The 26436-nt window shown below is 66.9% G+C and carries 22 protein-coding genes and 3 pseudogenes; 10 read left to right on the plus strand and 15 right to left on the minus strand.

Annotation, left to right across the window (positions count from 1 at the left end; all coding sequences use genetic code 11):
- Nucleotides 1–53: 53 nt before the first annotated feature.
- From tatC to lnt, 3 genes are read left to right on the plus strand one after another with little or no spacing between them, the layout of a single operon-like run.
- Nucleotides 54–812, plus strand: a complete 759-nt coding sequence (gene tatC, locus G4G29_RS09900; protein WP_183152800.1) for a twin-arginine translocase subunit TatC — start codon at nt 54–56, stop codon at nt 810–812.
- Entirely contained in the window at nt 809–3283 is a 2475-nt protein-coding gene (locus G4G29_RS09905) for a DEAD/DEAH box helicase (RefSeq protein WP_183152685.1), read from the plus strand. The genes tatC and G4G29_RS09905 overlap by 4 nt, the downstream gene beginning before the upstream one ends.
- A gap of 11 nt (nt 3284–3294) precedes the next feature.
- The gene (gene lnt, locus G4G29_RS09910; protein ID WP_183152686.1) at nt 3295–4818 is read left to right on the plus strand and encodes an apolipoprotein N-acyltransferase; all 1524 of its coding nucleotides are present in this window, start codon (nt 3295–3297) and stop codon (nt 4816–4818) included.
- Here the strand turns inward: lnt and G4G29_RS09915 are convergent.
- From G4G29_RS09915 to G4G29_RS09930, 4 genes and pseudogenes are all read right to left on the minus strand, one after another.
- Nucleotides 4815–5198, minus strand: a complete 384-nt coding sequence (locus G4G29_RS09915) for an RNA polymerase-binding protein RbpA (RefSeq protein WP_029263398.1) — start codon at nt 5196–5198, stop codon at nt 4815–4817. The two genes, lnt and G4G29_RS09915, sit on opposite strands and share 4 nt — an antisense overlap.
- A gap of 123 nt (nt 5199–5321) precedes the next feature.
- Nucleotides 5322–5975, minus strand: a pseudogene (locus G4G29_RS09920) (glycerophosphodiester phosphodiesterase family protein); the annotation flags it as partial.
- Nucleotides 5976–6093: 118 nt separating this feature from the next.
- The gene (locus G4G29_RS09925; RefSeq protein ID WP_183152687.1) at nt 6094–7023 is read right to left on the minus strand and encodes an SPFH domain-containing protein; all 930 of its coding nucleotides are present in this window, start codon (nt 7021–7023) and stop codon (nt 6094–6096) included.
- A gap of 11 nt (nt 7024–7034) precedes the next feature.
- Nucleotides 7035–7508 carry an NfeD family protein gene (locus G4G29_RS09930; protein ID WP_183152688.1) on the minus strand — a complete coding sequence of 158 codons (474 nt, stop codon included), beginning with the start codon at nt 7506–7508 and terminating at the stop codon, nt 7035–7037.
- 122 nt (nt 7509–7630) lie between these two features.
- On the opposite strand from G4G29_RS09930, the gene G4G29_RS09935 reads away from it, so the two are divergent.
- Nucleotides 7631–8395 (plus strand): SDR family oxidoreductase, encoded by a 765-nt coding sequence (locus G4G29_RS09935; RefSeq protein ID WP_183152689.1) that lies wholly within the window; start codon nt 7631–7633, stop codon nt 8393–8395.
- Nucleotides 8396–8468: 73 nt separating this feature from the next.
- Here G4G29_RS09935 and G4G29_RS09940 read toward each other — a convergent pair whose 3' ends face one another.
- Nucleotides 8469–9065 (minus strand): DUF308 domain-containing protein, encoded by a 597-nt coding sequence (locus G4G29_RS09940; protein WP_183152690.1) that lies wholly within the window; start codon nt 9063–9065, stop codon nt 8469–8471.
- Between the two features lie 104 nt (nt 9066–9169).
- Here G4G29_RS09940 and G4G29_RS09945 point away from each other — a divergent pair, with 104 nt between their 5' ends.
- The 3 genes from G4G29_RS09945 to G4G29_RS09955 are packed head-to-tail and all read left to right on the plus strand — an operon-like array spanning nt 9170 to nt 12444.
- Nucleotides 9170–9646, plus strand: a complete 477-nt coding sequence (locus G4G29_RS09945; protein ID WP_183152691.1) for a helix-turn-helix transcriptional regulator — start codon at nt 9170–9172, stop codon at nt 9644–9646.
- A 5-nt stretch (nt 9647–9651) separates the two neighbouring features.
- On the plus strand, nt 9652–10059 hold the full coding sequence (locus G4G29_RS09950) for a VOC family protein (RefSeq protein WP_183152692.1): 408 nt from the start codon (nt 9652–9654) through the stop codon (nt 10057–10059).
- Nucleotides 10060–10086: 27 nt separating this feature from the next.
- On the plus strand, nt 10087–12444 hold the full coding sequence (locus tag G4G29_RS09955; RefSeq protein ID WP_183152693.1) for an excinuclease ABC subunit UvrA: 2358 nt from the start codon (nt 10087–10089) through the stop codon (nt 12442–12444).
- A 51-nt stretch (nt 12445–12495) separates the two neighbouring features.
- Here the strand turns inward: G4G29_RS09955 and G4G29_RS09960 are convergent, their stop codons facing one another.
- Nucleotides 12496–12816: a hypothetical protein gene (locus tag G4G29_RS09960; RefSeq protein ID WP_183152694.1), complete on the minus strand. Its 321-nt coding sequence runs from the start codon at nt 12814–12816 to the stop codon at nt 12496–12498.
- Between the two features lie 299 nt (nt 12817–13115).
- A complete protein-coding gene (locus G4G29_RS09965; RefSeq protein ID WP_183152695.1) occupies nt 13116–14138 on the minus strand; it encodes a GNAT family N-acetyltransferase in 1023 nt (340 codons plus the stop codon).
- An 80-nt stretch (nt 14139–14218) separates the two neighbouring features.
- Between G4G29_RS09965 and G4G29_RS09970 the strand changes: the two genes are divergently transcribed.
- Both G4G29_RS09970 and G4G29_RS09975 read left to right on the plus strand, forming a co-directional pair.
- The gene (locus G4G29_RS09970; RefSeq protein ID WP_183152696.1) at nt 14219–14806 is read left to right on the plus strand and encodes a hypothetical protein; all 588 of its coding nucleotides are present in this window, start codon (nt 14219–14221) and stop codon (nt 14804–14806) included.
- Nucleotides 14803–15330 carry a sigma-70 family RNA polymerase sigma factor gene (locus G4G29_RS09975; protein WP_202045627.1) on the plus strand — a complete coding sequence of 176 codons (528 nt, stop codon included), beginning with the start codon at nt 14803–14805 and terminating at the stop codon, nt 15328–15330. Before G4G29_RS09970 ends, G4G29_RS09975 begins: the two co-directional genes overlap by 4 nt.
- 1 nt (nt 15331) lies before the next feature.
- Here G4G29_RS09975 and G4G29_RS09980 read toward each other — a convergent pair whose 3' ends face one another.
- Entirely contained in the window at nt 15332–15700 is a 369-nt protein-coding gene (locus G4G29_RS09980) for a VOC family protein (RefSeq protein WP_183152697.1), read from the minus strand.
- Between the two features lie 74 nt (nt 15701–15774).
- Between G4G29_RS09980 and G4G29_RS09985 the strand changes: the two genes are divergently transcribed.
- Nucleotides 15775–17100: an MFS transporter gene (locus G4G29_RS09985; protein ID WP_183152698.1), complete on the plus strand. Its 1326-nt coding sequence runs from the start codon at nt 15775–15777 to the stop codon at nt 17098–17100.
- A gap of 24 nt (nt 17101–17124) precedes the next feature.
- Here the strand turns inward: G4G29_RS09985 and G4G29_RS09990 are convergent, their stop codons facing one another.
- The 7 genes and pseudogenes from G4G29_RS09990 to polA form a co-directional block, all read right to left on the minus strand.
- The gene (locus tag G4G29_RS09990) at nt 17125–17937 is read right to left on the minus strand and encodes an arginase family protein (RefSeq protein ID WP_183152699.1); all 813 of its coding nucleotides are present in this window, start codon (nt 17935–17937) and stop codon (nt 17125–17127) included.
- Nucleotides 17938–17984: 47 nt separating this feature from the next.
- Nucleotides 17985–18729 (minus strand): annotated as a pseudogene (locus G4G29_RS09995) (formylglycine-generating enzyme family protein).
- Between the two features lie 19 nt (nt 18730–18748).
- The gene (locus G4G29_RS10000) at nt 18749–19504 is read right to left on the minus strand and encodes an SGNH/GDSL hydrolase family protein (protein WP_183152700.1); all 756 of its coding nucleotides are present in this window, start codon (nt 19502–19504) and stop codon (nt 18749–18751) included.
- Nucleotides 19505–19569: 65 nt separating this feature from the next.
- Entirely contained in the window at nt 19570–20922 is a 1353-nt protein-coding gene (locus G4G29_RS10005; protein WP_183152701.1) for an MFS transporter, read from the minus strand.
- A 49-nt stretch (nt 20923–20971) separates the two neighbouring features.
- Nucleotides 20972–22006, minus strand: coding sequence for an LLM class flavin-dependent oxidoreductase (locus G4G29_RS10010; RefSeq protein WP_183152702.1), 1035 nt, complete (start codon nt 22004–22006; stop codon nt 20972–20974).
- Between the two features lie 55 nt (nt 22007–22061).
- Entirely contained in the window at nt 22062–23738 is a 1677-nt protein-coding gene (locus G4G29_RS10015) for a DUF885 domain-containing protein (protein ID WP_183152703.1), read from the minus strand.
- 40 nt (nt 23739–23778) lie between these two features.
- Nucleotides 23779–26411, minus strand: a pseudogene (gene polA, locus G4G29_RS10020) (DNA polymerase I).
- Between the last annotated feature and the right edge of the window lie 25 nt (nt 26412–26436).

Here is a 26436-nt window from a genome sequence, read left to right on the forward strand (position 1 = left end):
CCGTGGCAGCCCTCGAACCGACCGTGATGCCGAAGGCGGAGCGGGATCGGCGGATGTCGCTCGGCGCGCATCTCGTCGAATTGCGCAAGCGCCTGATGTATGCGGCGCTGGCGTTGGTCGTCGGCATGGTCGTCGCGTTCATCGTGGCGGATCCGGTGATCCACTTCATCACCGAGCCGATCCGCATCATCACCGAGAAGCGCGGCGATGACTTCAGTGCGTTGAATTTCGGCACCGTCACGGCGGCCTTCGACATGCGCATGCGCATCGCGTTCTCGATCGGCCTTTTCATCTCGGCACCGATCTGGCTCTGGCAGATCTGGGCGTTCATCATGCCGGGTCTCACCCGCAAGGAGATCCGGTACACGATCGGCTTCGTGGTCGCCGCAGTCCCGCTCTTCTTCGCCGGCTGCTACCTGGGCGTGATGATCATGCCTCACGTCATCGAACTCATGTGGAGCTTCACGCCAGACGGGGCGACCAACTTCTACTATGCGCAGGAGTACTACGACTTCGTCTTCAAGCTGATGATCGTCATCGGCGTCTCCTTCGTGCTCCCCGTGTTCCTGGTCGCACTGAACCTCGCCGGAGTCATGTCGGGACGCGCGATCCTCAAAGGCTGGCGCATCGCGATCATCATCGCGACGGTGTTCGCGGCGCTCGCGACCCCTGCGGCCGACGTCGTCAGCATGTTGATGCTCGCAGGGATCCTGATCGTGCTCTTCTTCGCAGCGGCGGGACTCTCGCTGCTGTTCGACCGACGCAAGCGCAAGCGCGACGAGGCGACCGGGCTACTGCCGGATCCGGTATGAGCTCGCCCTCCGACAGGTACGCGCAGGCGCAGCAGTCAGCGGAGCATCCGGAGTCGACGGCCTTCGCGGCGTTGCAGAAGTTCCAACTCGATCCCTTCCAGATCGCGGGATGCCACGCCTTGGAGAACGGGCGCAGCGTGCTCGTGGCCGCACCGACGGGCGCCGGCAAGACGATCGTCGGTGAGTTCGCCATCCATCTCGCGATGCAGACGCCGAACGACAAGGCGTTCTACACGACTCCGATGAAGGCGCTCTCGAACCAGAAATTCCGCGAACTGGTCGATGTCTACGGTGCCGATCAGGTGGGGTTGCTCACCGGCGACACGAACATCAACGGCAACGCGCGCATCGTGGTGATGACCACCGAGGTGCTGCGCAACATGATCTACGCCGACTCCACGGCACTCCGCGACCTGCGGTTCGTGGTCATGGACGAGGTCCACTACCTCGCCGACCGGTTCCGAGGGGCTGTGTGGGAAGAGGTCATAATCCACCTTCCCCCGCGGGTGCGACTCGTCTCGTTGAGCGCCACGGTCTCGAACGCAGAGGAGTTCGGCGACTGGCTCGACACGGTACGCGGCGACACCGAGGTCATCGTCTCGGAGATCAGGCCCGTGCCGCTCGAGCAGCACGTCCTCGTGCGGGACGACCTCCTGCCTCTCTTCGACGACCGCGCCGGGCTCGCGACCGCGCAGGTCAATCAGGAACTGATGCGCATCCGGTCGTCGACCGGCTCGAACTACGACGGCAACCGTCAGACGCAGTCGTACCGCAGCGCCAGGCACGCGGGGCGTCAGGCTCAGCGACCGTCGCGCGGCGGTCGGCGACCGGTCCGCGCAGCCAACGCCCGTCGCATCGAGCGGATGGACCGACCGGAGGTCGTGCACCTGCTCGAACGAGCGAACCTGCTTCCGGCGATCTTCTTCATCTTCAGTCGTGTGGGCTGCGATGCGGCGGTGCAGCAGGTGCGGCGTGCGGGACTCCGATTGACGTCGGCGGAGGAGCGCGCGGAGATCCGCGCGATCGTCGAGGAGCGCACCAGGACGCTCCAGGATGAGGACCTGGACGTCCTCGGATACTGGGAGTGGCTGGACAACCTCGAGCGCGGTGTCGCCTCGCACCATGCCGGCCTGCTTCCCGCTTTCAAAGAGGTCGTCGAGGAGCTCTATCAGCGCAAGCTCGTGAAGGTGGTCTTCGCCACCGAGACGCTGGCCCTCGGCATCAACATGCCGGCACGCACCGTCGTCCTCGAGAAGATGGAGAAGTTCAACGGCGAAGCGCGGGTCGCCATCACGTCGGGGGAGTACACCCAGCTCACCGGACGAGCGGGGCGGCGGGGGATCGACGTCGAGGGGCACGCGGTCGTGCAGTGGTCCGAGGGGATGGACCCGCAGGCCGTGGCCGCACTCGCGTCACGTCGCACGTATCCGCTGAACTCGAGCTTCCGGCCGACCTACAACATGGCCGTGAACCTGATCGACATGTTCGGCAAAGCCAGAGCACGGCAGATCCTCGAATCGTCATTCGCGCAGTTCCAGGCCGATCGCGCCGTCGTCGGGCTGGCGCGACAGGTTCGCGAGGCGGAAGAGTCCCTCGCCGGCTACCAGAGCGCGATGGCGTGCGAGCGCGGGGATTTCCCCGAGTACGCGGCCATCCGTCGCGAGCTGAGCGACCTCGAGAAGAAGAACCGCCAGGACAGCAGCGCCCCCAGGGCCTCGCGGGACAAGCGGATGAAGCGTATCCAGACTCTGCGCACGCAGATGCAGCGTCACCCGTGTCATCGCTGCCCCGATCGCGAGGCGCATGCCCGGTGGGCCGAGAGGTACTGGAAGCTCAAGCGTCAGACCGATCGGACACGGCGCCAGATCGAGACCCGCACCGGAACGGTGGCTCGGGTCTTCGACCGCGTCGTGGAGGTGCTCGAGAGTCTGCAATACCTCACCGAGCACGACGGAGAGACCATCTTGACGGATGCCGGACGCACGATGCGGCGAATCTACGGCGAACGAGATCTCCTCGTGGCGGAATCACTTCGACAGGGACTCTGGGCCGGCCTCGATGCCCCGTCGCTCGCAGCGATGGCGTGCTGCCTGGTGTACGAACCTCGACGTGACGAGGCGAACTCGGGGGAGCGAGGCCTTCCTCGAGGGGCGTTCCGTTCCGCCTATGAGAAGACCACGACGCTCTGGGCCGAGCTCGACGACCTCGAGCAGGATCATCATCTCCCCGGCAGCGAACCACTCGCGGCGGGTCTTGCCGGTGCCATGCACAGCTGGGCGCGTGGCGGGATGCTCGATCGGGTACTGATCGATGCCGACATGGCGGCAGGCGACTTCGTGCGCTGGGCGAAGCAGACGATCGATCTGCTCGATCAGCTCTCGATCGTCGCGGAAGACGCGGCACTCGCCCGCACCGCCCGCAGCGCGCTCGACGGTGTCCGGCGCGGCATCGTGGCGTACTCGTCGATGTGAGAAGGATGACGATGCCGGACTCCCGAGCGCCGCAGCGCGCCATCCTGCCGTTGTGGGCTGCGGTCCTGAGCGCCGCCCTCTCCGCCGTGACGATGGACTTCGCCTACCCGGACGCGGCCGTCTGGGTACTGGCGTTTCCGGCGACGGCGCTCCTGCTGATCGCTCTGATCGGACGACGTCTCGGGGGAGCGGTACTGGTCGGACTCGTGTACGGCATCGTGTTCTTCGCGCTTCTGGTCTCCTGGACCTCCCGTTACCTCGGCCCGATCCCGTGGGCGGCGCTCAGTGTCGTGGAGGGCACCCTCACGGCGCTCGGCCTCATTCCGATCGCGCTGGCCTACCGCTGGCTGCCCCGCGCTTTCCCCGGCACCGCGGGACGCCTTCTGGGGCTTCCCGCGACTGTGGCGGCCCTCTGGGTGGGGCGAGAGCTGTTCGTCGGCTCCTGGCCCTACGGAGGCTTCCCCTGGGCCCGTATCGGGATGAGCCAGGCCCAGAGTCCGCTCGCGCCGATCTCGTCGTGGCTGGGAGTGAGTGGTCTCAGCTTCCTCATGGTGCTGTTCGTCGCGATGGCGGTCGAGGTTGTGCGTCTGCGGGCGTGGCGTCGGCCGCTGCTGCTGGTGACTCCCGCCGTGCTCGTGGCGGTTCTGCTGCTCACCCCGTTGTACCCCACGGCCTCTGCAGGATCCATGCGTATCGCGGCGGTGCAGGGGAACGGGCCGACCGGGTATTTCGACGAACGCGAGCCGTTCGCTGTGGTCGACGCCCAGACCGAGGCGACGGTTCCGCTGTACGGGGACGATGTGGATCTCCTGGTCTGGCCCGAGGGATCACTCGACAGCGACCCGTTTCAGGACGACTCGATGGGTCGGCGCCTGACTCTGGTATCGAACCGAATCGGCGCGCCCGTGCTCGCCAACGCGGCGACCGGCCGGGACGGGCTGTACTTCAACACGTCGATGCTGTGGCAGGACGACGGCACAGCGGATCAGCTGCACGACAAGAGGCACCCGGTGCCGTTCGGAGAGTACGTCCCGGATCGCGCCTTCTTCAACGCCCTGGCGCCCGACCTGATCGGTCTCATCCAGCGTGAATACACGCCGGGCTCCAACCCGCCGACCGTTGAAGTCGATGGTGTCCCCATCGGACTGGCGATCTGCTTCGACGTCATCTACGACGATGTGATCTGGGAAGGTCTCCGTGACGGCGCGGAAGTGCTGGTGTTCCAGACGAACAACGCCGACTTCCGCGGGACGGACGAGAACCTGCAGCAGCTGGCCTTCGCACGGATGCGCGCGATCGAGACCGGACGCAGCGTCGTGAACGTCTCGACCGTCGGCACCAGCCAGGTGATCCGCGCGAACGGCACCACGGTGACGAGCCTCGACGCAGGCGAGGCCGGGGCGATGCTCGAGGATGTCGAGCTCCGCTCCGGCCTCACGGCTGGTGTGGTTCTGGGGCCCTGGGTCCAACAGCTGTTGCTGTGGGGTGGGCTGGGCGCGTTGGTCGTCGGGTGGTGGCGCGCCCGGAGGGGCTAAGCCCCGATCTTCTCGCGGGTGGGGTCTTCTCCTGCGCCTCGGCGGGCGCGGATGAAAGCGAGTCGCTCTTCGAGAAGCTCTTCGAGTTCCGCGCGCGTGCGACGCTCCATGAGCATGTCCCAGTGCGTGCGTGCTGCCTTCTCATCGCTCGCTTCGAGCGTGACGGCCTGGCCGTCGACGTTCAGGCGTGCTTCTGCGCCGCAGGCGCGGCACTCCCAGGTCTGGGGCGGTTCGGCGTCCGCCGCGAACATCAGGTTCGTGACGTGGCCGCAGGTGTCACAGGTGTAGGTGGTCTCACGGCGCTCCATGAAAACGACGCCCTCTTCGCTCTGTAGGCTCTGGGCGCCGAGTCGGATGCCGCGCAGGCTGCGATCTGCCATTTTGTGGTCCTCTCGTCGCTGTCAGGTATAACGCTCCAGCCTGTGCGCTTCATCCACGCGGGCGGCTTCTCGGCGGAATTCACAGCGGAATCCCAGCGCCGGAGGTTATGGGGCGCGTCGGCGTCAGAGGGCGGCGAAGGCGCGCACGGCGACGTCCGCACGATCGGTGACGATCCCGTCCACACCCGATCCCACGAGTCGGCGCATGTCGTCGGGATCATTCACCGTCCAGACGTGGATCTCGACCCCGAACCGGTGTGCGGCCCGCACGAGGGCAGGCGTGAGCACTCTGATGCCCGAGTGGCGTTCAGGGATCTGCAGCGCGTCGATCTCGCGGAGGACTCCCGCGGGGGAGAGGTGCAGAGCAGAGTACGCCCGTAATGCTGCGATCGTGCGACTGCCACCGGAGGTCGCCGGCCGGAGCGAGGCGCCCGCTCTTCGCACGGCATCGAGGGTCGCGCGGCGGTTGGTGTCGGCGAAACTGGTGACGAGGACGCGGTGGGTGTGCTCGGCGAGTACCGGACCGAGGGGCTCGGCGGCGGCCGGGGTCTTCACATCGATGTTGAATCTGACCTCAGGGAACGACGCGAGAGCCTCCTCGACTGTGAGCAGACCTCCGTGATCCGCGAAAGTCGCTCGGAGCTCCCGCGTGCCGACCTCGCGAACGGCGCGGGCGTCGCCGGTCAGCCGATGGAGCGTAGCGTCGTGGAACAGCACGACATTACCGTCCGCGGTCACCTGACAGTCGGTCTCGATGAACTCGGCGCCCGCGGCGTGCGCGGCCCCGAACGCGGCCGCCGAGTTCTCCCAGACACCGGAGTCCTCGCCCCCGTGGTGATCAGACCGCGGTGGGCGAGGACTCGGGGGTGCCGTGCCTTGGAGAAGTACGGGTGCGTCACGCGCCCGGCAGCGTGTTCGTCGGGCCCTGGCCCGGCTTGGGCGTGAAGGCGCTGCCGATGCCCTTGAGAGCCTCCGTCAGCTCGCTCGGGATGATCCACAGCTTGTTGGACTGCCCCTCGCTGATCTTCGGCAGCATCTGAAGGTACTGGTACGCGAGGAGCTTGTCGTCCGGTTCGCCCTGGTGGATGGCGCTGAAGACGTTCTGGATCGCCTCTGCCTCACCCTGCGCGCGAAGAACGGCGGCCTGCTTATCTCCCTCTGCGCGGAGGATCTCCGCCTGACGGGCACCCTCCGCTTCGAGGATCGCGGACTGCTTGGTTCCCTCGGCCGTGAGGATCGCGGCGCGACGATCACGTTCTGCGCGCATCTGCTTCTCCATCGAATCCTGGATGGAGATGGGCGGGTCGATGGCCTTGAGCTCTACTCGGCCGACGCGGATTCCCCACTTGCCGGTCGCCTCATCGAGCACCACGCGGAGCTGCCCGTTGATGTTGTCCCGGCTCGTCAGCGCTTCTTCGAGGTTGAGCCCACCCACGACGTTTCGCAGCGTGGTGGTGGTGAGCTGTTCCACGGCACCGAGGTAGTTCGCGATCTCATACGTCGCGGCGCGAGCATCGGTGACCTGGAAATACACCACGGTGTCGATCGACACGACGAGGTTGTCCTCGGTGATGACGGGCTGCGGAGGGAACGATACGACCTGCTCGCGCATGTCGATCAGCGGCCGGAGACGGTCGATGAACGGCACCAGCAGGTTCAGACCGGGGGTGAGCGTCTTGTGGTAACGACCGAGACGCTCGACCACGCCGGCGGTGGCCTGCGGGATGATCCGGATCGCACGCGCGACGGTGACCACCACGAAGATGAGCACCGCGATCGCGAGGATCCATCCGATCGCAGCGGGGATGAACGAGGCGTCGTCCATGGGTGGTACTCCTAGTCGTTGACGGGACGGACGATGGCGGTCGCGCCGTTGATCACGCTCACGGCGATCGGCGCGCCTGCAGGGATGGGGACGGGGGTCGAGCTGCGCGCGGTCCAGGTGTCGCCGTTGGCGAGCTTCGCCTGCCCCGAGATCTGCGTGATCTCGCTCAAGGCGATCCCTCTCAGGTCGAGGAGGGCATCGACATTGGACTTCGTGGGGTCCTCGCCGCGATGGAGCCGCCTGATGAGAGGCGGGCGGAGGAAGAGGATGAACAGGGCGGCCGCAGCCGCGGCGATGATCACCTGCACCCACACCGGCACGCCGAGGAGATCGGTCACGAGCCCGACGACGCTGCCGAAGCTGAGCATGAGGAACGTGAAGTCGAGCGAGAGCATCTCGATGACGAGGAAGACGGCGATCAGGACCAGCCAGCCGATCCAAGCCCATTGGTCGATGAACGTGACGAATGTCGCGAAGTTGTCCATGCGGCCTCCTTTGTGGTCAACGTATCACGCACGAGGGTGCTGATCGCGGTGCCGCAACGTGCGGTTGGTAGTGTGAGGGGGCCGTGCGATCACGGCTTTTTCACGCATCATGAGGAGTCACCGTGACCGACGTTCTTCCCGCAGGATCCCTCGACGGCAAGGTCGCCCTTGTCACCGGTTCATCGCGGGGCATCGGCGCCGACACCGTCCGCTACCTCGCTGAGGCCGGTGCCGACGTCGTGATCAACTACCGGAACAAGGCGCCTCGGGCGGAGAAGCTCGCCGCGCAGCTGCGCGAGCTCGGTCGGCGCGCGCTGGTGGTCGGCGCAGACCTCACCGATCCCGCTTCCGTGGCGGAGATGTTCGACGCGATCCGTGCGGAGTACGGGCGCCTCGACGTCCTGGTGCTGAATGCGTCGGGCGGGATGGAATCGGGCATGGCCGAGGACTACGCCCTCACGCTGAATCGCGATGCACAGCTCAACGTCCTCGACGCCGCGACACCGCTGCTCGGTGACGGTGCTCGCGTCGTGTTCGTGACGAGCCACCAGGCGCACTTCATCCGCACGACGCCGACGATGCCCGAGTACGAGCCCGTCGCTCTCTCGAAGCGCGCAGGGGAGGACGCCTTGCGCGAGCTCATCCCCGGGCTGGCGGAGAAGGGGATCGGATTCACCGTCGTCTCCGGCGACATGATCGAAGGAACGATCACAGCCACTCTGCTCGAGCGGGCGAATCCCGGTGCTATCGCCGAACGTCGCGAGTCCGCGGGAAAGCTCTACAACGTCTCCGAGTTCGCGGCAGAGGTCGCCAAGGCCACAGTCGAGCCGGTGCCCTCCGACAACACCCGTCTCGTCGGAGACGTGAGCGCATTCGCCGCTGAGTAGGCCCCGTGACAAAGGGGATCGGCCCCGTCCCGCACGATGCGGAACGGGGCCGATCCCTTCGTCGAGGCTGCGGTCAGCTCGCGGCGCCGCCCTGGACGGCCGAGACGTACTCCTTCTCATCCTTGCCGATCGTGATCGCACGGACGATCTGGATGATCCCGAGCACCACCAGCGAGATACCCAGCAGCAGCCAGAACGCGAATCCGGCGATGATCGGCGAGAACAGCACGATGATGCCCGCGATGATGCTGAGGATCGCGTAGAGCACCGTCCACACGCGCGAGCCGTCGCTGCCGAGGAGCGTCAGGGCGACCACGCCGTCGACGATCCAGCTCACGCCGATGAAGATCACGACGACGAATGCGAGCGTCGCCGCGGCGACGTTGAGATTGAAGAAGGCTATGACGCCGGCGACGACATAGAGGAGCCCGAGGACGATGTGACCGACACGGGCCCACCCGCCCTTGGCGCTGGAGAAGATGCCGAGACCGATGTAGACGAGACCGGCGATCACCAGGTAGGACGCGAAGATCGCCGTCACGATGACGGCGGATTTCACCGGCCACACGAGGAGGACGATGCCGGCGAGGAGGGCCAGCACGCCCGCGACGGCGAGCGTGACGCGGATCGACTTGAACAGGGACTTGGCTTCGTTGAGTGGTTCAGACATGGTTGGGGACCCCTTTCTGAAAAGATCCTGTGAGGATGCCCCCTCAGGGTAGCGCCCTCGTGGGCCGGGATGGGGAGGAGACTTCGCCCGCGTTTCTCCAAGTCATGTGCGGACACGTGACGACATGGCAGGATCGACTCGTGACAGTCCCGGACGACTCCCGCCTGCGCGAACTCGCGATCATGCGCAGGGTCAGGGACCGCATCGACCGCGAGTACGCCAAGCCGCTCGACGTGGAGGCGTTGGCGCGCGGCGTGCACATGTCGGCCGGCCACCTGAGCCGGCGCTTCCGCGACGCGTACGGTGAGTCGCCTTACTCGTATCTGATGACGCGGAGGATCGAGCGCGCGATGGCTCTGCTGCGACGAGGGGACCTCTCTGTGACGGAAGTCTGCTTCGAAGTCGGCTGCTCCTCGCTCGGAACCTTCAGCACGAGATTCTCGGAACTGGTCGGTGTCGCACCCAGCGTGTACCGTGAACGCGCCGCGAATGTCGAGGGGATCCCGGCGTTCCAGGCCAAACAGGTCACCAGACCGATCAGGAATCGAGAAGCGCCGCGCACCGACGCGCACCTAACGTGAACACCATGAAGATCAGCATCCATTACGCCTTCCTGCCGCACACCGACGCCGACGCTGCCCTCGCCTTCTACCGGGACACCCTCGGCTTCGAGGTGCGCAACGATGTGGGCTACGACGGTCTCCGCTGGCTCACGGTGGGCCCAGAAGGGCAACCGGAGACATCGATCGTCCTGCATCCGCCGGCGACGGACCCCGGCATCACCGACGTCGAGCGCCAGACGATCCTCGAGCTGATCGCCAAGGGCAGCTACGGGGCGCTCACGCTGGCGAGCGACGACGTCGACGAACTCTTCGATCGCCTCGTCGAGGGCGGGGCAGACGTCGTCCAAGAGCCGATGGACCAACCGTACGGGGTGCGTGACTGCGCCTTCCGAGACCCCGCGGGCAATCTGCTCCGTATCAACCAGGCCTGAGCCTCACCCGAGACATCGAAGGACGCCATGACCGTCGACGCGCACCCCGCTGACACCCACGACATGATCCGCGTGCAGGGCGCGCGCGAGAACAATCTGAAGGACGTCAGCGTCGACATACCGAAACGGCGGCTGACGGTGTTCACGGGAGTGTCCGGCTCGGGGAAGAGCTCGCTCGTCTTCGACACGATCGCGGCCGAGTCCCGGCGGATGATCGACGAGACGTACAGCGCTTTCGTGCAGGGCTTCATGCCGTCTGTACCCCGGCCGGATGTCGATGTCCTCGAGGGGCTCACCACCGCGATCATCGTCGACCAGGAGCGGCTGGGCGCCAACCCTCGATCGACCGTCGGCACCGTCACCGATGCCAACGCGATGCTGCGCATCCTGTTCAGCAAGCTCGGACAGCCCTACATCGGCGGCCCGACGGCGTTCTCGTTCAACATCCCCACGCAGCGGGCGAGCGGTGTCATGACCGGCCACGGCGGCGAGAAGAAGATCGTGAAGGACGCGATCTACCTCGGTGGCATGTGCCCGCGCTGCGAGGGGAGGGGAGCGGTCTCGGACCTCGACCTCGCTCAGATCGTCGACGAGTCGAAGTCGCTCGACGAGGGTGCCATCATGGTTCCCGGCTACACCGCTGACGGCTGGATGGTGAAGGGGTTCTCGCAGTCGGGGTTCTACCCGGGGGACAAGCCGATCGCCGAGTTCACGGAGAAGCAGCGCCACCTGTTCCTGTACGGCGAGGTGACCAAGGTGAAGATCTCGGGGATCAACATGACCTATGAGGGTCTGATCCCGAAGATCACCAAGTCGATGCTGTCGAAGGATCTCGACGCGCTGCAGCCGCACATCCGCGCCTTCGTCGAGCGGGTGGCGACCTTCGCGGTGTGCCCCGAGTGCGACGGGACGCGCCTGACCGAGGGGGCGCGCTCTTCCAAGATCGACGCAGTGAGCATCGCCGATGCATGCCGGATGCAGGTCACCGACCTCGCCGACTGGGTCCGCGGACTCGATCTCCCAGGAGCAGGGCCGCTCCTGCAGGCGCTCAGTGCGAACCTGGATGCGTTCGTGACGCTCGGCCTCGGCTATCTGAGCCTGGAGCGCCCGTCGGGAACCCTATCGGGGGGAGAGGCTCAGCGGATCAAGATGCTGCGCCATCTCGGATCGTCCCTGACTGACGTGACCTACGTGTTCGACGAACCGACGATCGGACTGCACCCGCACGACATCCAGCGGATGAACGGCCTGCTGCTGCAGCTGCGGGACAAGGGCAACACCGTCCTGGTGGTCGAGCACAAGCCGGAGACCATCGCGATCGGAGACCACGTCATCGATCTCGGCCCCGGGGCGGGGAGCGGCGGCGGAGAGATCTGCTTCGAAGGGTCCGTCGATGGCCTCAAGGCCAGCGGCACGAAGACAGGTGATCACCTCGACGACCGTGCGCAACTCAAGGACGATGTGCGCGCGGGCACGGGACGGATCGAGGTGCGAGGGGCCTCAGCGAACAACCTGCAGGACGTCGACGTCGACATTCCGACCGGTGTCCTGACCGTGGTGACCGGGGTGGCAGGATCAGGCAAGAGCTCCCTCATCCACGGGTCGGTGTCGAAGCGCGAGGGCGTCGTGGCGATCGACCAGGCAGCGATCAAGGGCTCCCGTCGAAGCAATCCCGCGACGTACACGGGCCTCCTCGAGCCGATCCGGAAGGCGTTCGCGAAGGCCAACGGGGTGAAGCCGGCCCTGTTCAGCGCGAACTCGGAGGGCGCATGTCCCTCCTGCAAGGGCGCTGGTGTGATCATCACCGAGCTCGGCTTCATGGACACGATCGAGACGCCGTGCGAGGACTGCGGTGGTAAGCGCTTCCAAGCCGGAGTGCTCGAGTACAAGCTGGCAGGCAAGGACATCACGCAGGTGCTCGATCTGCCGGTGTCCGAGGCGCGGGTGTTCTTCGGAGACGGTGAGGCCAAACTCCCTGCGGCTGCGGCGATCCTCGGGCGGATGGAGGACGTGGGGCTCGGGTATCTGTCGCTCGGACAGCCGCTCTCGACTCTCTCCGGGGGCGAGCGCCAACGTATAAAGCTCGCCATCCAGATGGGGGAGAAGGGGGATGTCTACGTGCTCGATGAACCGACCACCGGGCTCCACCTCGCCGACGTGGACAAGATCCTCGGTCTGCTGGATCGTCTCGTCGACTCCGGGAAGACCGTGATCGTGATCGAGCATCACCAGGCGGTCATGGCGCACGCCGATTGGATCATCGACATCGGTCCCGGGGCCGGCCACGACGGTGGAAGGGTGGTCTTCGAAGGTGTACCGGCGGATTTGGTATCCCAAAAATCGACATTGACGGGGGAGCACCTCGCAGCCTACGTCGGCGCGTAGGAGCGCAGACAGCGGGGTGCGGTGAGGGTGGGCGCACGGCGCCGGGATCCGTCAGTCGCCGTGCAGATCGACGGGGAACAACACCGTGCGTGCGATCACGCGATCCCGCTCGCCTGATCGATCCCGGCGACGCGGATCGGACAGATACGCATCCAGCGCCGCCTGATTCGGAAAACTGTACGTCTGGACCTCGTCCGGCCGATCGTCGGCTGCGCTGGGGTCCTGGATCGTCACGACGCGATGCAAGACGGTCGCACCGTGGTCAGCGAGCAACGCCAGGACGCTGTCTTCATACGCCGTCAAGTCAGTCGCGTGTCCTGGTCGCGCCCACAGAAGGCAGCACAGCGTGATGGAGGAGGAACCGTCTGTCATGCTCTGATTGTGGCACCGGCCACGGAACCAGCGCGGTTCCGGGATATCCGATAATGCACATTATGTCAGTATGAATCGTGAAGGACACTCTCCCACCGGGCGCAGCGGCGTTCGCCGAGGCACCTGCACCTCCCACTCCGGTTCCCCGGAGCGACTCAGGCCTCGACGGCGATGGATCGCCCGTTCCCATCGGCTCCGGTAGGACGAAGGTTCACGCCTGGATGGTTCACTTCGATGACGCACCCGTGGTCCCTCAGGGCGAAGGTCGGCGCCAGGAACGCCTGTCGCACCGCGGGCTTTCAGAGATCGCGAGAGTACGTGACCATCGGTTCTCCTCCTAGCGGGTGCGGGATCGGAGTGGACACCGCGCGAAACCCCTCCCGTACGTAGAGCCGAACGGCCGGATTCCCCGTGCGTACAGCCAACTCGACGCGCTGATACCCGCCCTCCCTCGCTGCGGAGAAGGCGTCATGCAGCAGGATGCGTCCGATCCCGCGCCCCGCGGCACTCGGTCGCACGGCCAGCCGCTCCAACACTGCCGTCTGCCCGGTTTTCCCCTTCGTGGTCGAGACGGCGAAACCATCGAGCGGCTCCCCCGCGATCGCGAACCTGAGCAGCGGCGTCTTGAAGAGCGCCCTCGTGCGTTCGGCGACGGGAGCAGCGTCCACCTGACCGTCGCGGTGGCGCAGAGCCTCGACCCAGAGATCGACGCAGGGCCCGACGTCTGCCGCGACCCCTGCGCGGACGGTGTGCGTCATCGTGGTCCTCCGTTCGCCCATCGCTGACAGCGGTGAGTCTGGACTCCTCCGCACCATCAGAAGGTTGCGTCCATACGCCGAGGGTGGGCGCTCCTCCCCCGACTCCTCGAATCCGAGCTTCTCGAGCACCCTTCGAGATGCGAGGTTCCATTCCCAGACTCCGGCCCACACCCGCGGGTGTCCGAGCTCGTCGGTCCATCTCAGCACGGCCTCGGCAGCTTCCGTGGCGAGGCCGTTGTTGTGCACGGCCCGCAGGAACTCGAATGCCAGCTCGGGCTCATCGCCCACAACCGCACCGCCGAAGACGAGTCCGCAGTATCCGATCGCCTCGCCGGTCGACGCGCATTGCGCAGTCTGGAGCCACGACTCCTCCCCCGCCGCGGCGATGTGCGCGGCGATCTCCTGCACATCGGGATGTCCCTCGTCGTCGAGCCTCCGATGGGAAGGCACCCGTTCGTCGCGCTCGGTCCACATTCGGTGGAAGACCGGCGCATCGGCCACCGTCTGACGACGCAGGGTCAGTCGACGCGTCTGCAATTGCGGCATCGCCGGGGTGAGAGTCACTCTCGTATTGTCGCAGTGACGCCGTGCAACGTTTCGCCCTCTGCCGGGAATGTACTGGCAGAGGAACGAACGGAGTGACCATGAACGAACGCGAGCTCGACGAGCTGTTGGCGGACTCGATCGCCCCTCTTGCGCCCTCAGTGGGTTCAGGGGCGACGGCGCTGGCGTCTGTGACGAAGCCCGACCGCTTACGTCGCGGGCATATGCCACGGCCGCGCTGGCTGATGCCGGTGATCGTCGCCGGTACCGTGGCCCTGACAGGCGCTGCCAGCATCACCACCGCTCAGCTCGCCGTCTGGCCCTGGGTGAGTCTCCCCGACGGGTTCGAGCGCAGTATTCGGATCCCCATCGAGTACACGACCGATGAAGGGCATGTCGAGGTCTGCGGCGGCTACGTCGAGTTGCGGAACACGGGCGCGGGCGATCTCGCCGCACTCGATGCCGCGATCCGGGCGCGCGACTGGGTCGGATTCGGTCAGGACCTCTACGATCGCGGCTCGGTCGTCGCTGATGACCCCGACAGCGAACTCCGAGTGGGCAACGAGCTGTATCCCGAACTCGTGGAGATGACGAGAGAGGCGATACCGGGCGTTCTGACTCTCGGCGAGAGCGGCGACACCGTCGCGATCGGTGCCATGGGTCTCAGCTGCCGGGTGGATACGCCGTGAGCGCGCGCGCTGATGAGAAGCGACGGCGCGTCGAGCGGGCGGTCACGATGCACTCCCCCGCGTTGCTTGCCTACTTCGTGCGACGCGTCGAACCTCCTGACATGGCCGCCGACCTTCTCGCCGACACCCTGCTCACCCTGTGGAGGCGTGCAAACGCCCTCCCTGCGCGCGACGAGGAGATCCGTCCCTGGATGTTCGGCATCGCACGGAACATCCTTCTTCACCACCGGCGCAGTGCCGCGCGCCGACATGCTCTCGCGGAACGTCTTCGTCGTCAGTTGTGCACCGAGCCCCGTCCCGGCTTCGCGGATGCTCCCACGTTCGACGAACTCCACGACGCGCTCCGTGCGCTCGGCGAGACGGATCGCGACATCATCACCCTTCTGCACTGGGACGGCCTGTCGCTCGAGGAGATCGCGGGTGTCCTCCGTCTGAAGTCAGCCACGGTGCGCAGCCGGTATCACCGCGCGCGTGAGAGGTTGCGGCACCAACTCGCAGATGCGTACGCCGGGGACAGGCGCTGAGTCAGCTCACGGACCAGACCCCGAGCTCGTTCCCGCTCGGGTCGGAGAAATGCAGACGACGCCCGCCCGGGAATGCGTATGGCTCCTGAAGGATCGCGCCGCCGGCCGCGGTGATCGCGTCCCTGGTGGTGTCGAGGTCGTCCGAATAGAGAAGGACGAGTGGTCCGCCCGTGGGTCTCGGCTCCTCGGCACGCATGAGGCCACCGACCTCGCTGCCGTCGCTGCGCGGCGAGAGGATCCCTGCATAACCTGGGCCGTAGTCCTTGAACGCCCACCCGAACGCGTCGGCGAAGAAGCGCTTCGCGGCGTCGAGATCTGCGACGACGAGTTCGACATAGTCGAGTGAATGGTGAAGCGGTGTGCTGGTCATGGCGTCACCGTAATCCCCGCCACCGACATCGTGCTCGGGCAGGGCAACGTCTTTCGCAGGAGTAGCGTTGAGACGTGCCGCAGGTCTCCCGCTCCCCCGCCTCGATTCCGGGATGGCGCGCATGGGTGATCTGGTCGGTCGGCGTCGCGGCATACGTGCTCGCGATCACCAACCGGACCTCGCTCGGTGCCGTCGGCGTGGAAGCGGCCGACCGGTTCCACGCCGACGCGTCCACGCTGGCGCTGTTCGCCGTGGTGCAGCTCGCCGTCTATGGCGGCATGCAGATCCCGGTCGGAGTGCTCCTCGACCGTTTCGGCTCCCGTCCGATCATGACCATCGGCATGCTGCTCATGGCCGCTGGGCAGTTGACGATGGCCCTCTCCCCCGGCATCGGGATCGCGATCTTCGCTCGTGTGCTCCTCGGCGCCGGGGATGCGGCGATCTTCCCCGCCGTGCTGCGTCTCGTCGCGACCTGGTTCCCCGCGCAGCGCGGGCCGCTCATGGTGCAGTTCACCGGCATCATCGGCCAGGGCGGGCAGTTGATCGCGCTCGTTCCGCTCGCGGCACTCCTGCACGCGACATCGTGGACCATCACGTTCGGGAGCATCGCCGGGCTCGGCGTCCTGTTCACCATCCTCGTCGCGCTGGTCATCCGCAATCACCCGGCCGAACGCGGCGCCGATCTCACCGTGAACACGGACACCGGTGTCGTCCGCGTCGTCACCTCGGCGATCGACACGGGTGTGGGCATCCGCGCAGCGTGGGCGCACCCGGGCACACGTCTGGCGTTCTGGTCGCACTTCACCACGCCATTCGCCGGAACCGCATTCGTGCTGCTGTGGGGGATGCCCTTCCTCACTGCGGCAGAGGGGCTCGACACCGCCCATGCCGCGGGCATCATCTCCGTATATGTCGTTGCCGGCATGCTTCTGGGGCCGGTCATCGGCGACCTTTCTCGGAGGCTGCCGAACTACCGCTCCCTCGCACTGGTCCTCCCCGCCGTCGGAGTGCAGATGACGGCCTGGATCGTCGTGGTCGCGTTCCCCACCCCCGCGCCGATCTGGCTGCTGTACGTCCTCGCGATCGCGCTCGCGACCGGTGGTCCTGCCTCGATGATCGCGTTCGATCACGCCAGAACCCACAATCCCAGCCACCGATTGAGCACCGCGACCGGCGTGACGAATGCCGGCGGCTTCATCGCGGCCCTCATCGCCATCTTCCTGATCGGACTCGCCCTCGACCTGCAGGGCGCCGGCACTCCAGAGACCTACACGCTCGACGCGTTCCGGGTCGCTTTCCTCATGCCGATCCCGCTCTGGATCGTCGGGACGTTCTTCATCCTTGTCGAACGCAAGCGCACCCGCATCCGCATGGGCCTGGACCCCGAGCGTCGACGCTGAGGGCCGAGCCCGCGCAGCGCGCTGTCAGCGGAGCAGGTGCTGCAGCGTCTCGACGATCAGTTCGACGCTCACCCGCTCTGGGACCTCGGCATCCCCGGCCTCGAACTCAGCCAGTTCCACCCCACGGACCGAGCCCTGCGGCACGGCGGCGAAGATCGCAGCGATGTCGTGCGGGAGGAGTCCGCCACCCACGCGATAGGCCGCGGGGATGTAGCCGGGCTCGAGCACGTCCCAGTCGACATGGATCCAGACCGGACGCCCGGCGATGAGCTCGAGGACGCGTTCCGGGGTGCTGTCCTCCGGCGCGAGGACCGTGACGCCCGCACCAACCAGCAACTCGGCCTCCGCGGTCTCGATGTCGCGACCGCCGACGACGACCACCTTGGTCGGGTCGAGCCCCGCACCGTGCCCGCTGTCCCAGAGTCCACAGGCGGCGGCGAGAACCATGCCGCCGAGGTAGCCCGATTCCGTGGTCGCCGGCGTGTTGAAGTCGCCATGGGCATCGATCCACAGCACGACGGCATCGGGGTGCTGCTCCGCGACGGTCGGCAGCGTGCCCAGACTCGCCGCGCAGGTGTTCGTGATCATCAGGGGCGTCGCGCCTGCGCGGATCGCCTCACGCACCGCGCGGCGGAGACCGGTCAACGTCTCCTGTGCCTCCGGGAGCGCGGTCGACCAGTCATCGACTCTGCTGGGCTCCGGGCTGCCGATGACCTCGGGTTCCAGACCGAGCAGCGAGGAGACCGCGTCACCGACTCGACGCGCACCGACGAGAGCACCGTCGGTACGGTCGGCGACGCGGCCTTGAGAGATGATGAGCGAGTACGAATCGGACATCTCTCCAGCCTGGCATTCGAGGGCCACCTCGTCCAAAACGCGGCTGGTCAGCGACGGCGCGGCGTCCACCCGGAGGGCAGCGGACCCTCCTGCACGGCGCGCTCCCGATCGGCGCGCGCCGACCAGCCCTGCGCCTCGCCCGGGGTGTCGAAGGCTCCACGGGCGAGCCGGATCCCGACGTCTTCATGGTGCATGCGGGGCGCTCCCCGCGACGAACCGACGCCCGGACGCTCCACGCGTCATCGGCGAACCCCCTCCGCGGAACACGCGGTAGTCGTCGTAGCGAGCGGGATCCAGGAGGTCCCAGCACCACTCCCAGACGTTGCCGAGCGTATCGAAGAGTCCGTGGAGGTTCGGCAGTTTGCCGCCGATGTCCTGAGGGGACGACACTCCGTCCGCTCCCGTCCAGGCCGCATCCGCGAGGGGCGCGTAGTGCGGGCCTGTCGAGCCTGCGCGACACGCGAACTCCCACTCCGCTTCGGTGGGGAGGCGATAGCCCTCGGCTGTCGTGTCCCAGCTCACTTCCTCGCCGTCGAACCGGTAGACCGGATCGAGCCCCTCCCACTCCGACAGGGCATTGCTCAGATGCACGGCACGCAGCCAGCTGAGGTCGGCAGCCGGGCGACGCGGATGACGAGCCGGCACGCCGAGAACCTCTGCGAGCTGTTCTTCGGTGACCGGGTACACGCCGATCTCGAACGACTCCAGGATCACGTCGCGCTGCTCGCCCCGGCGCGCATCACGGAGTGTGATCGTCCCTGCCGGGATGCGTGCGAGCTCGAAGTCGGTCATACGGACCCGGTGGTGTCGCTCATGAGGGCACTCGGTCTACCCAGGTGGGGTACTTCGCCGACCGGCCATCGCCTGACGACGTCCGCGTCACACGACGTCGCACCCACGGCCCGACGAACTCGCGGTAGTACGCGAGTCCTGAGGGTCCTCCGTCGAGACGATCACTCGGCGCCCACCATGTCTCTGGGGGCTCGAAACCGAGGGCGTGCAGCACACGCGCCGCCACACGGTGATGGCCCGCCGCGTTCATGTGCAGGCGGTCATCCGCCCAGTACGCCCCTCGGGACAGCTCGTGGTCGGGCCAGTTGAGAGCGCGAACGACGTCAGGACGGTCCTCGATCCGGCGCAGCACGGCGTCAGAGAGGAGGTCGCCCCTGCGCTGCACGAGGTTTCCCATCGGGAGCTGACCGCTCGGGTTGGCGCCGGAGAGGAGGATCATGGTCACGCCCTCTTCGTCGCAGCGTCGCAGAACGCGGCTGAAGGCGTCGGCGATGTGCTCGACATCGGTGCGCGGTCGGAGCATGTCGTTGCCGCCGCCGTTGAAGGAGAGATGCGTGGGGCGTAGCGCGAGTGCGGGTTCGAGTTGCTCCTCGACGATGGGCCAGGCGAGCTTGCCGCGGATCGCGAGGTTCGCGTACTGGATTCCGTGCCCGGCCGCATCGGCCCAGCCTTGAGCCGCGATGTCGGCCCAGCCGCGCTCCTGTCCATTCGGGAGGACGTCACCGACTCCCTCGGTGAACGAATCGCCGATCGCCACGAAGCGTACATCTGCCATCGTCCCAGCCTATTGCTGCTGGTGGCGGGGAGATCGTCTCAGAAGCGTGCACACGAGGCTGCGGTTCAGCGATCGTCGAGCGCGACGCCGCCGCGGTCGACCAGGCCCCACGCCGCGGCCGCCGCGCCGACGAAGCAGAGCCCGAACACGGCGAAGAGGAGGGGCGCTCCGCCGGCGACCAGCATGACGGGGACGGAGAGGGGCGCGATGATCGAGGCGATCCTGCCCACGCCGGCCGCCCATCCCGCCCCTGTCCCGCGCAACGATGTGGGATAGATCTCCGGTGTCACGGCATAGAGCGCGCCCCAGGCGCCGAGGTTGAAGAACGACAGCGCCATTCCTGCCGCGATGATCGCCCCTTCGGTGTCGGCGGTACCGAAGAACACCGCCGACACGGCAGACCCGACCAGGAAGAGGGAGAGCGTCAGCCGCCTTCCCCACACTTCGATCAGCCACGCCGCGACAGCATAGCCCGGCAACTGCGCGAGAGTGATGATGAGTGTGTATCCGAACGACGTGACCAGATCGAAGCCGGCGTCGACGAGGATGCTGGGGATCCAGATGAACGCCCCGTAGTACGCGAAGTTCACCCCGAGCCACACCACCCACAGGCACAGCGTCCGCACCCGGAACTCCGGATTCCACAGCGTGGCCAGGCGCGCTCTGGTCGTGGCGGCGATGGTCCGCGACGCGGGTTCCTTCCGGATCGCGGGGCCGGACACAGCGCCCGCATCCGCTTCGAAGGCCGACACGATGCGGTCGGCTTCGGCGATACGTCCCCGAGAGGCGAGCCATCGCGGCGACTCCGGCATACCCCACCGCACGAACATCGCATAGACGGCAGGGATCGCCCCGAGCGCGAAGGCCCAACGCCAGCCGTCGTCGGACGCCGGGATGACGAGGAATCCGATCACCGCAGCCGCTGTCCACCCGAGCGCCCAGAAGGCCTCGAGGATCACGATCAACCGCCCGCGGATGCGCGAAGGAGCGAACTCGCTGACATACGTCGACGCGACCGGGAGCTCCGCACCCAGCCCCAGACCGACGAAGAACCTCAGCAGCAGGAGCATGGCGAGGCCCCCGACGAGGGCGCTCGCACCGGTCGCGATGCCGTATACGAGCAAGGTGATCGCGAACACCTGCCGGCGCCCGAAGCGGTCAGCGAGGAGTCCGCCGAGGGTGGCTCCGATCGCCATGCCGAGGAACCCGACGGACGCGATCCAGCCGGCTTCCCCCTTGGTCAGACCCCATTGCTGCGTCAGCGCCGCGAGGATGAACGAGATGAGCCCGACGTCCATCGCATCCAGCGCCCAGCCGAGCCCAGAACCGGTGAGCAGACGGAGGTGTCGACGCGTGAAAGGCAGGACGTCCAGGCGCTCGGCGAGCGAAGATCGACTCGGCAGGGCGGTGTTGGCCATGCTCTTCATCGTAGAGCCGTGCCGATACCGCCCTGCGTCGGATGACGCGTCAGGCCCGGTCGGCGAGGATCTTCCGAACGCGCGGGATGACCTCCGTGCCGTACAGCTCGATGCTGCGCATCATCGACTCGTGCGACAGGGTTCCGGTGGCGTACTTCAGATCGAAGCGCCCCAGCCCGAGCGTCGTGATCGTATCGGCGATCTTCGTCGCGACCCGCTCCGGAGAGCCCGCGTAGATGGCGCCCTCCGGTCCCACGTCGTTCTGGAACCGCGCCCGACTGTACGCGGGCCAGCCGCGTTCCCGCCCGATCGTGTTGTTCATCGCCTCGAAGCCCGAGTACGCGGCTTCCCACGCCTCGTCGTCCGTCGCGGCGATGTGCCCCGGCGAGTGCACGGAGACCGGATGCGAGGTCGTTCCGAAGGACGAGACCGAACGGTGATAGAGGTCGACGAACGGCTTGAACCGATGAGCCGGCCCGCCGATGATCGCGAGCATCAATCCGAGACCATGACGAGCCACGCGCACGACGGACTCAGGGCTCCCGCCGACACCGACCCACGTGCGCAGTCCCTTCTCGGTCTTGGGGAAGACGTTCGCGTTCTCGAGAGGCGCGCGCATCGTGCCGGACCACGTGACGGGTTCTTCCTTGAGCAACTCGACGAAGAGCTCGAGCTTCTGCTCGAAGAGCGCATCGTAGTCGCGGAGGTCGTAGCCGAACAACGGGAACGACTCGATGAAGGAGCCGCGACCGAGCACGACCTCCGCCCGTCCGTTCGAGAGCGCATCGAGCGTCGAGAAGCGCTCGAACACGCGCACCGGATCGTCCGACGACAAGACGGTCACCGCGGTTCCGAGCCGGATGTGCTCGGTTCGCGCCGCGATCGCCGCGAGCACCATCTCCGGAGCGGAGACAGCGAACTCGGTGCGGTGGTGCTCCCCCACGCCGAAGAAGTCCACGCCGACGGTGTCGGCCAGTTCCGCCTGTGCCACGATGTTGCGGATGGTCTGAGCTCCGGTGAGAAGCTCCCCGTCCGCATCGCGGGTGATGTCGCCGAAGGTGTCCAGCCCGAACTCGATGCTCATGTCATCCCTTTCCTATTCAGGTGAATGAACACCGGGGGTACGCCGCGCATTCCCCTCAGCGTGGGAGCAACGCGGTGCGGAGGGTGTCGAGCCCCACGCCGCCCATGTCCAGCGCGCGCGTGTGGAACGCCTTGAACGAGAACGCCTCGCCCTCGGCGGCACGCACCCCATCGCGCACCTGCTCCCAGATGCGCTGACCGACCTTGTACGACGGCGCCTGACCGGGCCAGCCGAGGTAGCGGTTGACCTCGAACTGGACGAACTGATCCGACATGTTGACATTGCGGCGCATGAACTCGAGCGCGTACTCGGCATCCCACACGCCGGTGCCATCGAGGCGGGGCTTGCCGAGGTGCACACCGATGTCGAGCACCACTCTGGCGGCGCGCATCCGCTGACCGTCGAGCATGCCGAGGCGGTCAGCCGAATCATCGAGGTACCCGAGCTGCTCCATCAGACGCTCGGCGTAGAGCGCCCAGCCCTCGGCGTGACCCGACGTGCCGGCGAGCAGTCGACGCCAGGAGTTGAGCTCGGCCCGGTTGTACACGGCCTGAGCGATCTGCAGGTGGTGTCCCGGTACGCCCTCGTGATAGACGGTCGTCAACTCCCGCCATGTATCGAACTCCGTCACGCCCTCTGGGACCGACCACCACATCCGGCCGGGGCGTGAGAAATCGTCGGTCGGACCCGTGTAGTAGATCCCGCCCTCCTGAGTCGGGGCGATCATGCACTCGATGGTGCGGATCGCCTCCGGAATGTCGAAATGCGAGGCGGCGAGTTCGGCCACTGCCCGATCGCTGGTCTCCTGCATCCATTTCTGGAGCGCGTCGGTGCCGACGAGCTTGCGCGAAGGATCGGCCTCCAGGTGGGCGACCGCTTCTTCCACAGACGCGCCAGGTAGGATCTCGTTCGCGATCGCGGTCTGCTCCGCCACCATGCGATCGAGCTCCTCGCGCCCCCATTCGTAGGTCTCGTCGAGGTCGATCGTCGCCCCCAGGAATCGGCGGGAGTTCAAGGCGTAGAGCTCGCGCCCCACCGCATCGACCTCGCCGGCGACGGGAGCCAGCTCCTCAGCGAGGAACCGACGCAGTTCGTCGTAGGCGACCCGTGCGGCCGCGGAATTGTCTGCCAGTGTCCGGGCGAGGGACGCGGGAAGCTGACCCTCGTCGGGGTCGGCGTGCGCGACGAAAGCCGCGAAGAAACCGTCGTCCGCGGTGTAGCGGTCGATCTGGAGCGCGACCTCTGTGACCTGACGGCGGGCAGGAGTGATGCCCTCGGCGATGCCGGTGCGGAGCGTCTCGACGTACCCCCGAAGCGCCGCGGGAACGGCCGCGAGGCGCGTGGCGATCACGTCCCAGTCGTCGACGGTCGCTGTCGGCATGAGGTCGAACGCGGAGCGGACATCCTGCGGTGCCGAAGCGATCACGTTGAGGTCGCGCAGATGCCACTTCGCGTCGTGGAACTCCAGATCCAGACGGAGCTCAGAGCTCAGATCGGTCTTCGTGACCTCGTCGATGGCGTCGGTCGGTTCGAGCGCCGACAGTTTGTCGAGAGTCGCTCGGGTCGCCGCTGCGATCTCGTCGTGACCGGCGGGGCTGAGGTCGCCGAACCGATCGTTGACCTCGTCGCGACCGATGTAGGTGCCGAGCGTGGGCGCCAGAACCGCGATCGTGTCGACCCATTCATCGGCGACGGCGTCGATGGCGGAGGGAGTGCGGGGAGCTGAAGTCATACCCTTCAGCCTAATCCCCGACCCCTCGCCGCACCGGTGCCTAGTGCGCGGCCTCGTTCCAGTCGCGTCCGCGCCCGACCTGCACGTCGAGCGGCACCGACAGTTCGGCGGCATCACCCATCCGGGCCCGGACGATGCGCTCGGTGGCATCCCACTCCCCCGGGGCGACTTCGACCACGAGTTCGTCGTGGATCTGGAGCAGAACCCGAGAAGCGAGACCCTCCGTGTGCAGGTCGTCATGGATGTGCAGCAGCGCGATCTTCATGATGTCGGCCGCACTGCCTTGGATCGGGGCGTTGAGAGCGGCACGTTCGGCGTTCTCGCGCAGCACGCGGTTGGGACTCGCGAGGTCGGGGAACGGCCGACGGCGGCCGAAGATGGTCTCGGTGTACCCGACCTCCTTGGCCTTCATGACAGACGCGCGGAGGTAGTCGCGGACGGCACCGAACCTCGCGAAGTACTCCACCATCAGCTGTTTGGCCTCGGACTGCTCGATGCGCAGCTGCTTCGACAGCCCGAATGCCGACAGCCCGTAGACCAGGCCGTACGACATCGCCTTGACCTTGGTGCGCATCGCGGGTGTGACCTCGCTCGGGTCGACGCCGAACACGCGCGCGCCGACGAAGCGATGCAGGTCTTCGCCGCTGTTGAACGCCTCGATCAGCCCTTCGTCACCCGAGAGGTGCGCCATGATGCGCATCTCGATCTGCGAGTAGTCGGCCGTGAGAAGAGCTTCGTACCCCTCGCCGACCTCGAAGGCACTTCGGATGCGGCGGGACTCCTCGGTGCGCACCGGGATGTTCTGCAGGTTCGGATCGGTGCTGGACAGCCGCCCTGTCTGGCTCCCGGTCTGGACATAGGTCGTGTGCACCCGGTGATCGGCTCCGATGGCCGTGTCGAGCGACTCGATGATCTGACGGAGCTTAGTCGCTTCGCGGTGCTGCAGCAGCAGGCTCAGGAACGGATGGGGATGGCTTTCCTGCAGGTCCGCGAGCACGGCGGCGTCCGTCGAATAGCCGGTCTTCGTCTTTCGGGTCTTCGGCAGCTGGAGGTCTTCGAACAGCACCTCCTGCAGCTGCTTGGGAGAGCCGAGGTTGAACTCGCGTCCGACGACCGAGAACGCCTCCTGCGCGAGCCCCTCGGCGCGCGTGGCGAGCTCACCCGAGAACGTCGAGAGCACCTCGTGGGATACCGCCACGCCGGCGACCTCCATGTCGGCGAGGGTGAGCAGCGTCGGCAGCTCGATGTCGACCAGTACCGTGGCGACTGATTCAGGGAGATCCTCCCGCAGAGCGTCCGCGACCCGGAGGGCGAACCACGCCTCCTGTGAGGGCGTCGCGCCCTCGGTCTCGGGAACGAGCTGCGTCGGGTCGGCTTCCGGCAGCTTCTCGCCCAGATAGCGCTCGACCAGGTCGGCGAGCGTCTTGTCGGGGAAGCTCGGGCGCAGCAGCCATCCGGCGAGGCTCGTGTCATAAGCGAGGCCACGGAGGCGGATGCCCTGACGGATCAGCGCCTTCACCTGCGGCTTCGCGTCATGCAGCACCTTCGGCGCGTCGGACTCGAGCCATCCGCGAAGTGCATCGGCCGCAGCATCCGGCCAGGCGGACTCGCGCACCTCGCTCGCCGTCGCGGCACCGATGCGCACTGGCACACCCCCTGCGTCGCGAGTCGGATCGCGACGTCGCCGTCCTGCGCGGCCGCCCAGGTCGCGAGGTCTGTCTCCGAGACCTCGACGGGGGTGGGCAGCACGACGACGGACGCGGGGTCGTCCGCCACCTCGCCTGCTCCGACGGCTTCGAAGACTCGGGGCAGCAGAGTGCGGAACTCGAGGCGGGCGAAGATGTCGCGCACCGCCTGTGCGTCGATGGGCGTGACGACGAGGTCGGCGGGTCCCACCGGCAGCTCGACGTCGGTGAGCAGGCGGTTGAGCTTGCGATTGCGCCGCACGTCGTCGATGTGGTCGCGGAGGTTGCCGCCGACGACGCCCTTGATCTCGTCGGCGCGCGCGATCAGCTCATCGAGGGAGCCGAACTGCGTCAGCCACTTGACCGCGGTCTTCTCGCCCACCTTCGGCACACCGGGGAGGTTGTCGCTGGTCTCGCCTACGAGAGCCGCGATGTCGGGGTACTGCTCGGGCCGGACGCCGTAGCGCTCCTGCACCGTGGCCGGGTCGTAGCGCTTGAGCTGGGAGACGCCCTGCACCGACGGATAGAGCAGGGTGACGTCGTCGTTCACGAGTTGGATGGTGTCGCGGTCGCCGGAGACGACGAGCACCTCGAAGCCCTGCTCGGCACCCTGAGACGCCAGCGTCGCGAGGATGTCGTCGGCCTCGATCCCCTCTTTCGTCAGCACCGGTATCGACATGGCGGCGAGGCAGTCCTGCAGAAGAGGGATCTGTCCCTTGAACTCCTGCGGCGACTCCGAGCGGGTGGCCTTGTACTCCGGGTACTCGTCTGTGCGGAACGAGTGACGCGAGGTGTCGAAGGCGATGGCCAGGTGCGTCGGCTGCTCGGCCTTGATGAGGTTCACCAGCATCGACAGGAAACCGTAGATGCCGTTCGTGTGCTGGTTGTCCTTGGTCGTGAAGTTCTCGACCGGGAGGGCGAAGAAGGCACGGTAGGCGAGCGAGTGGCCGTCGACGACCATGAGGGTAGGCTTTGCGGAGTCCGTCACCCTGTCAGCCTAACGAGGACGACAG

The organism is Microbacterium sp. Se63.02b (assembly GCF_014171575.1).
Classification (GTDB): domain Bacteria; phylum Actinomycetota; class Actinomycetes; order Actinomycetales; family Microbacteriaceae; genus Microbacterium.

What these genes read in the sequence shown, in the direction of transcription:
- G4G29_RS09940 (WP_183152690.1), bottom strand. Translation starts at nt 9,065, where the DNA reads ATGTCTGAACCACTCAACGAAGCCAAGTCCCTGTTCAAGTCGATCCGC.
- G4G29_RS10005 (WP_183152701.1), bottom strand. Translation starts at nt 20,922, where the DNA reads ATGGCCAACACCGCCCTGCCGAGTCGATCTTCGCTCGCCGAGCGCCTG.
- G4G29_RS09990 (WP_183152699.1), bottom strand. Translation starts at nt 17,937, where the DNA reads ATGTCCGATTCGTACTCGCTCATCATCTCTCAAGGCCGCGTCGCCGAC.
- G4G29_RS09960 (WP_183152694.1), bottom strand. Translation starts at nt 12,816, where the DNA reads ATGACAGACGGTTCCTCCTCCATCACGCTGTGCTGCCTTCTGTGGGCG.
- tatC (WP_183152800.1), top strand. Translation starts at nt 54, where the DNA reads ATGTCGCTCGGCGCGCATCTCGTCGAATTGCGCAAGCGCCTGATGTAT.
- G4G29_RS09970 (WP_183152696.1), top strand. Translation starts at nt 14,219, where the DNA reads ATGAACGAACGCGAGCTCGACGAGCTGTTGGCGGACTCGATCGCCCCT.
- G4G29_RS09930 (WP_183152688.1), bottom strand. Translation starts at nt 7,508, where the DNA reads ATGGACAACTTCGCGACATTCGTCACGTTCATCGACCAATGGGCTTGG.
- lnt (WP_183152686.1), top strand. Translation starts at nt 3,295, where the DNA reads ATGCCGGACTCCCGAGCGCCGCAGCGCGCCATCCTGCCGTTGTGGGCT.
- G4G29_RS09955 (WP_183152693.1), top strand. Translation starts at nt 10,087, where the DNA reads ATGACCGTCGACGCGCACCCCGCTGACACCCACGACATGATCCGCGTG.
- G4G29_RS10010 (WP_183152702.1), bottom strand. Translation starts at nt 22,006, where the DNA reads ATGAGCATCGAGTTCGGGCTGGACACCTTCGGCGACATCACCCGCGAT.
- G4G29_RS09980 (WP_183152697.1), bottom strand. Translation starts at nt 15,700, where the DNA reads ATGACCAGCACACCGCTTCACCATTCACTCGACTATGTCGAACTCGTC.
- G4G29_RS09925 (WP_183152687.1), bottom strand. Translation starts at nt 7,023, where the DNA reads ATGGACGACGCCTCGTTCATCCCCGCTGCGATCGGATGGATCCTCGCG.
- G4G29_RS09945 (WP_183152691.1), top strand. Translation starts at nt 9,170, where the DNA reads ATGTGCGGACACGTGACGACATGGCAGGATCGACTCGTGACAGTCCCG.
- G4G29_RS09905 (WP_183152685.1), top strand. Translation starts at nt 809, where the DNA reads ATGAGCTCGCCCTCCGACAGGTACGCGCAGGCGCAGCAGTCAGCGGAG.
- G4G29_RS09915 (WP_029263398.1), bottom strand. Translation starts at nt 5,198, where the DNA reads ATGGCAGATCGCAGCCTGCGCGGCATCCGACTCGGCGCCCAGAGCCTA.
- G4G29_RS10015 (WP_183152703.1), bottom strand. Translation starts at nt 23,738, where the DNA reads ATGACTTCAGCTCCCCGCACTCCCTCCGCCATCGACGCCGTCGCCGAT.
- G4G29_RS10000 (WP_183152700.1), bottom strand. Translation starts at nt 19,504, where the DNA reads ATGGCAGATGTACGCTTCGTGGCGATCGGCGATTCGTTCACCGAGGGA.
- G4G29_RS09950 (WP_183152692.1), top strand. Translation starts at nt 9,652, where the DNA reads ATGAAGATCAGCATCCATTACGCCTTCCTGCCGCACACCGACGCCGAC.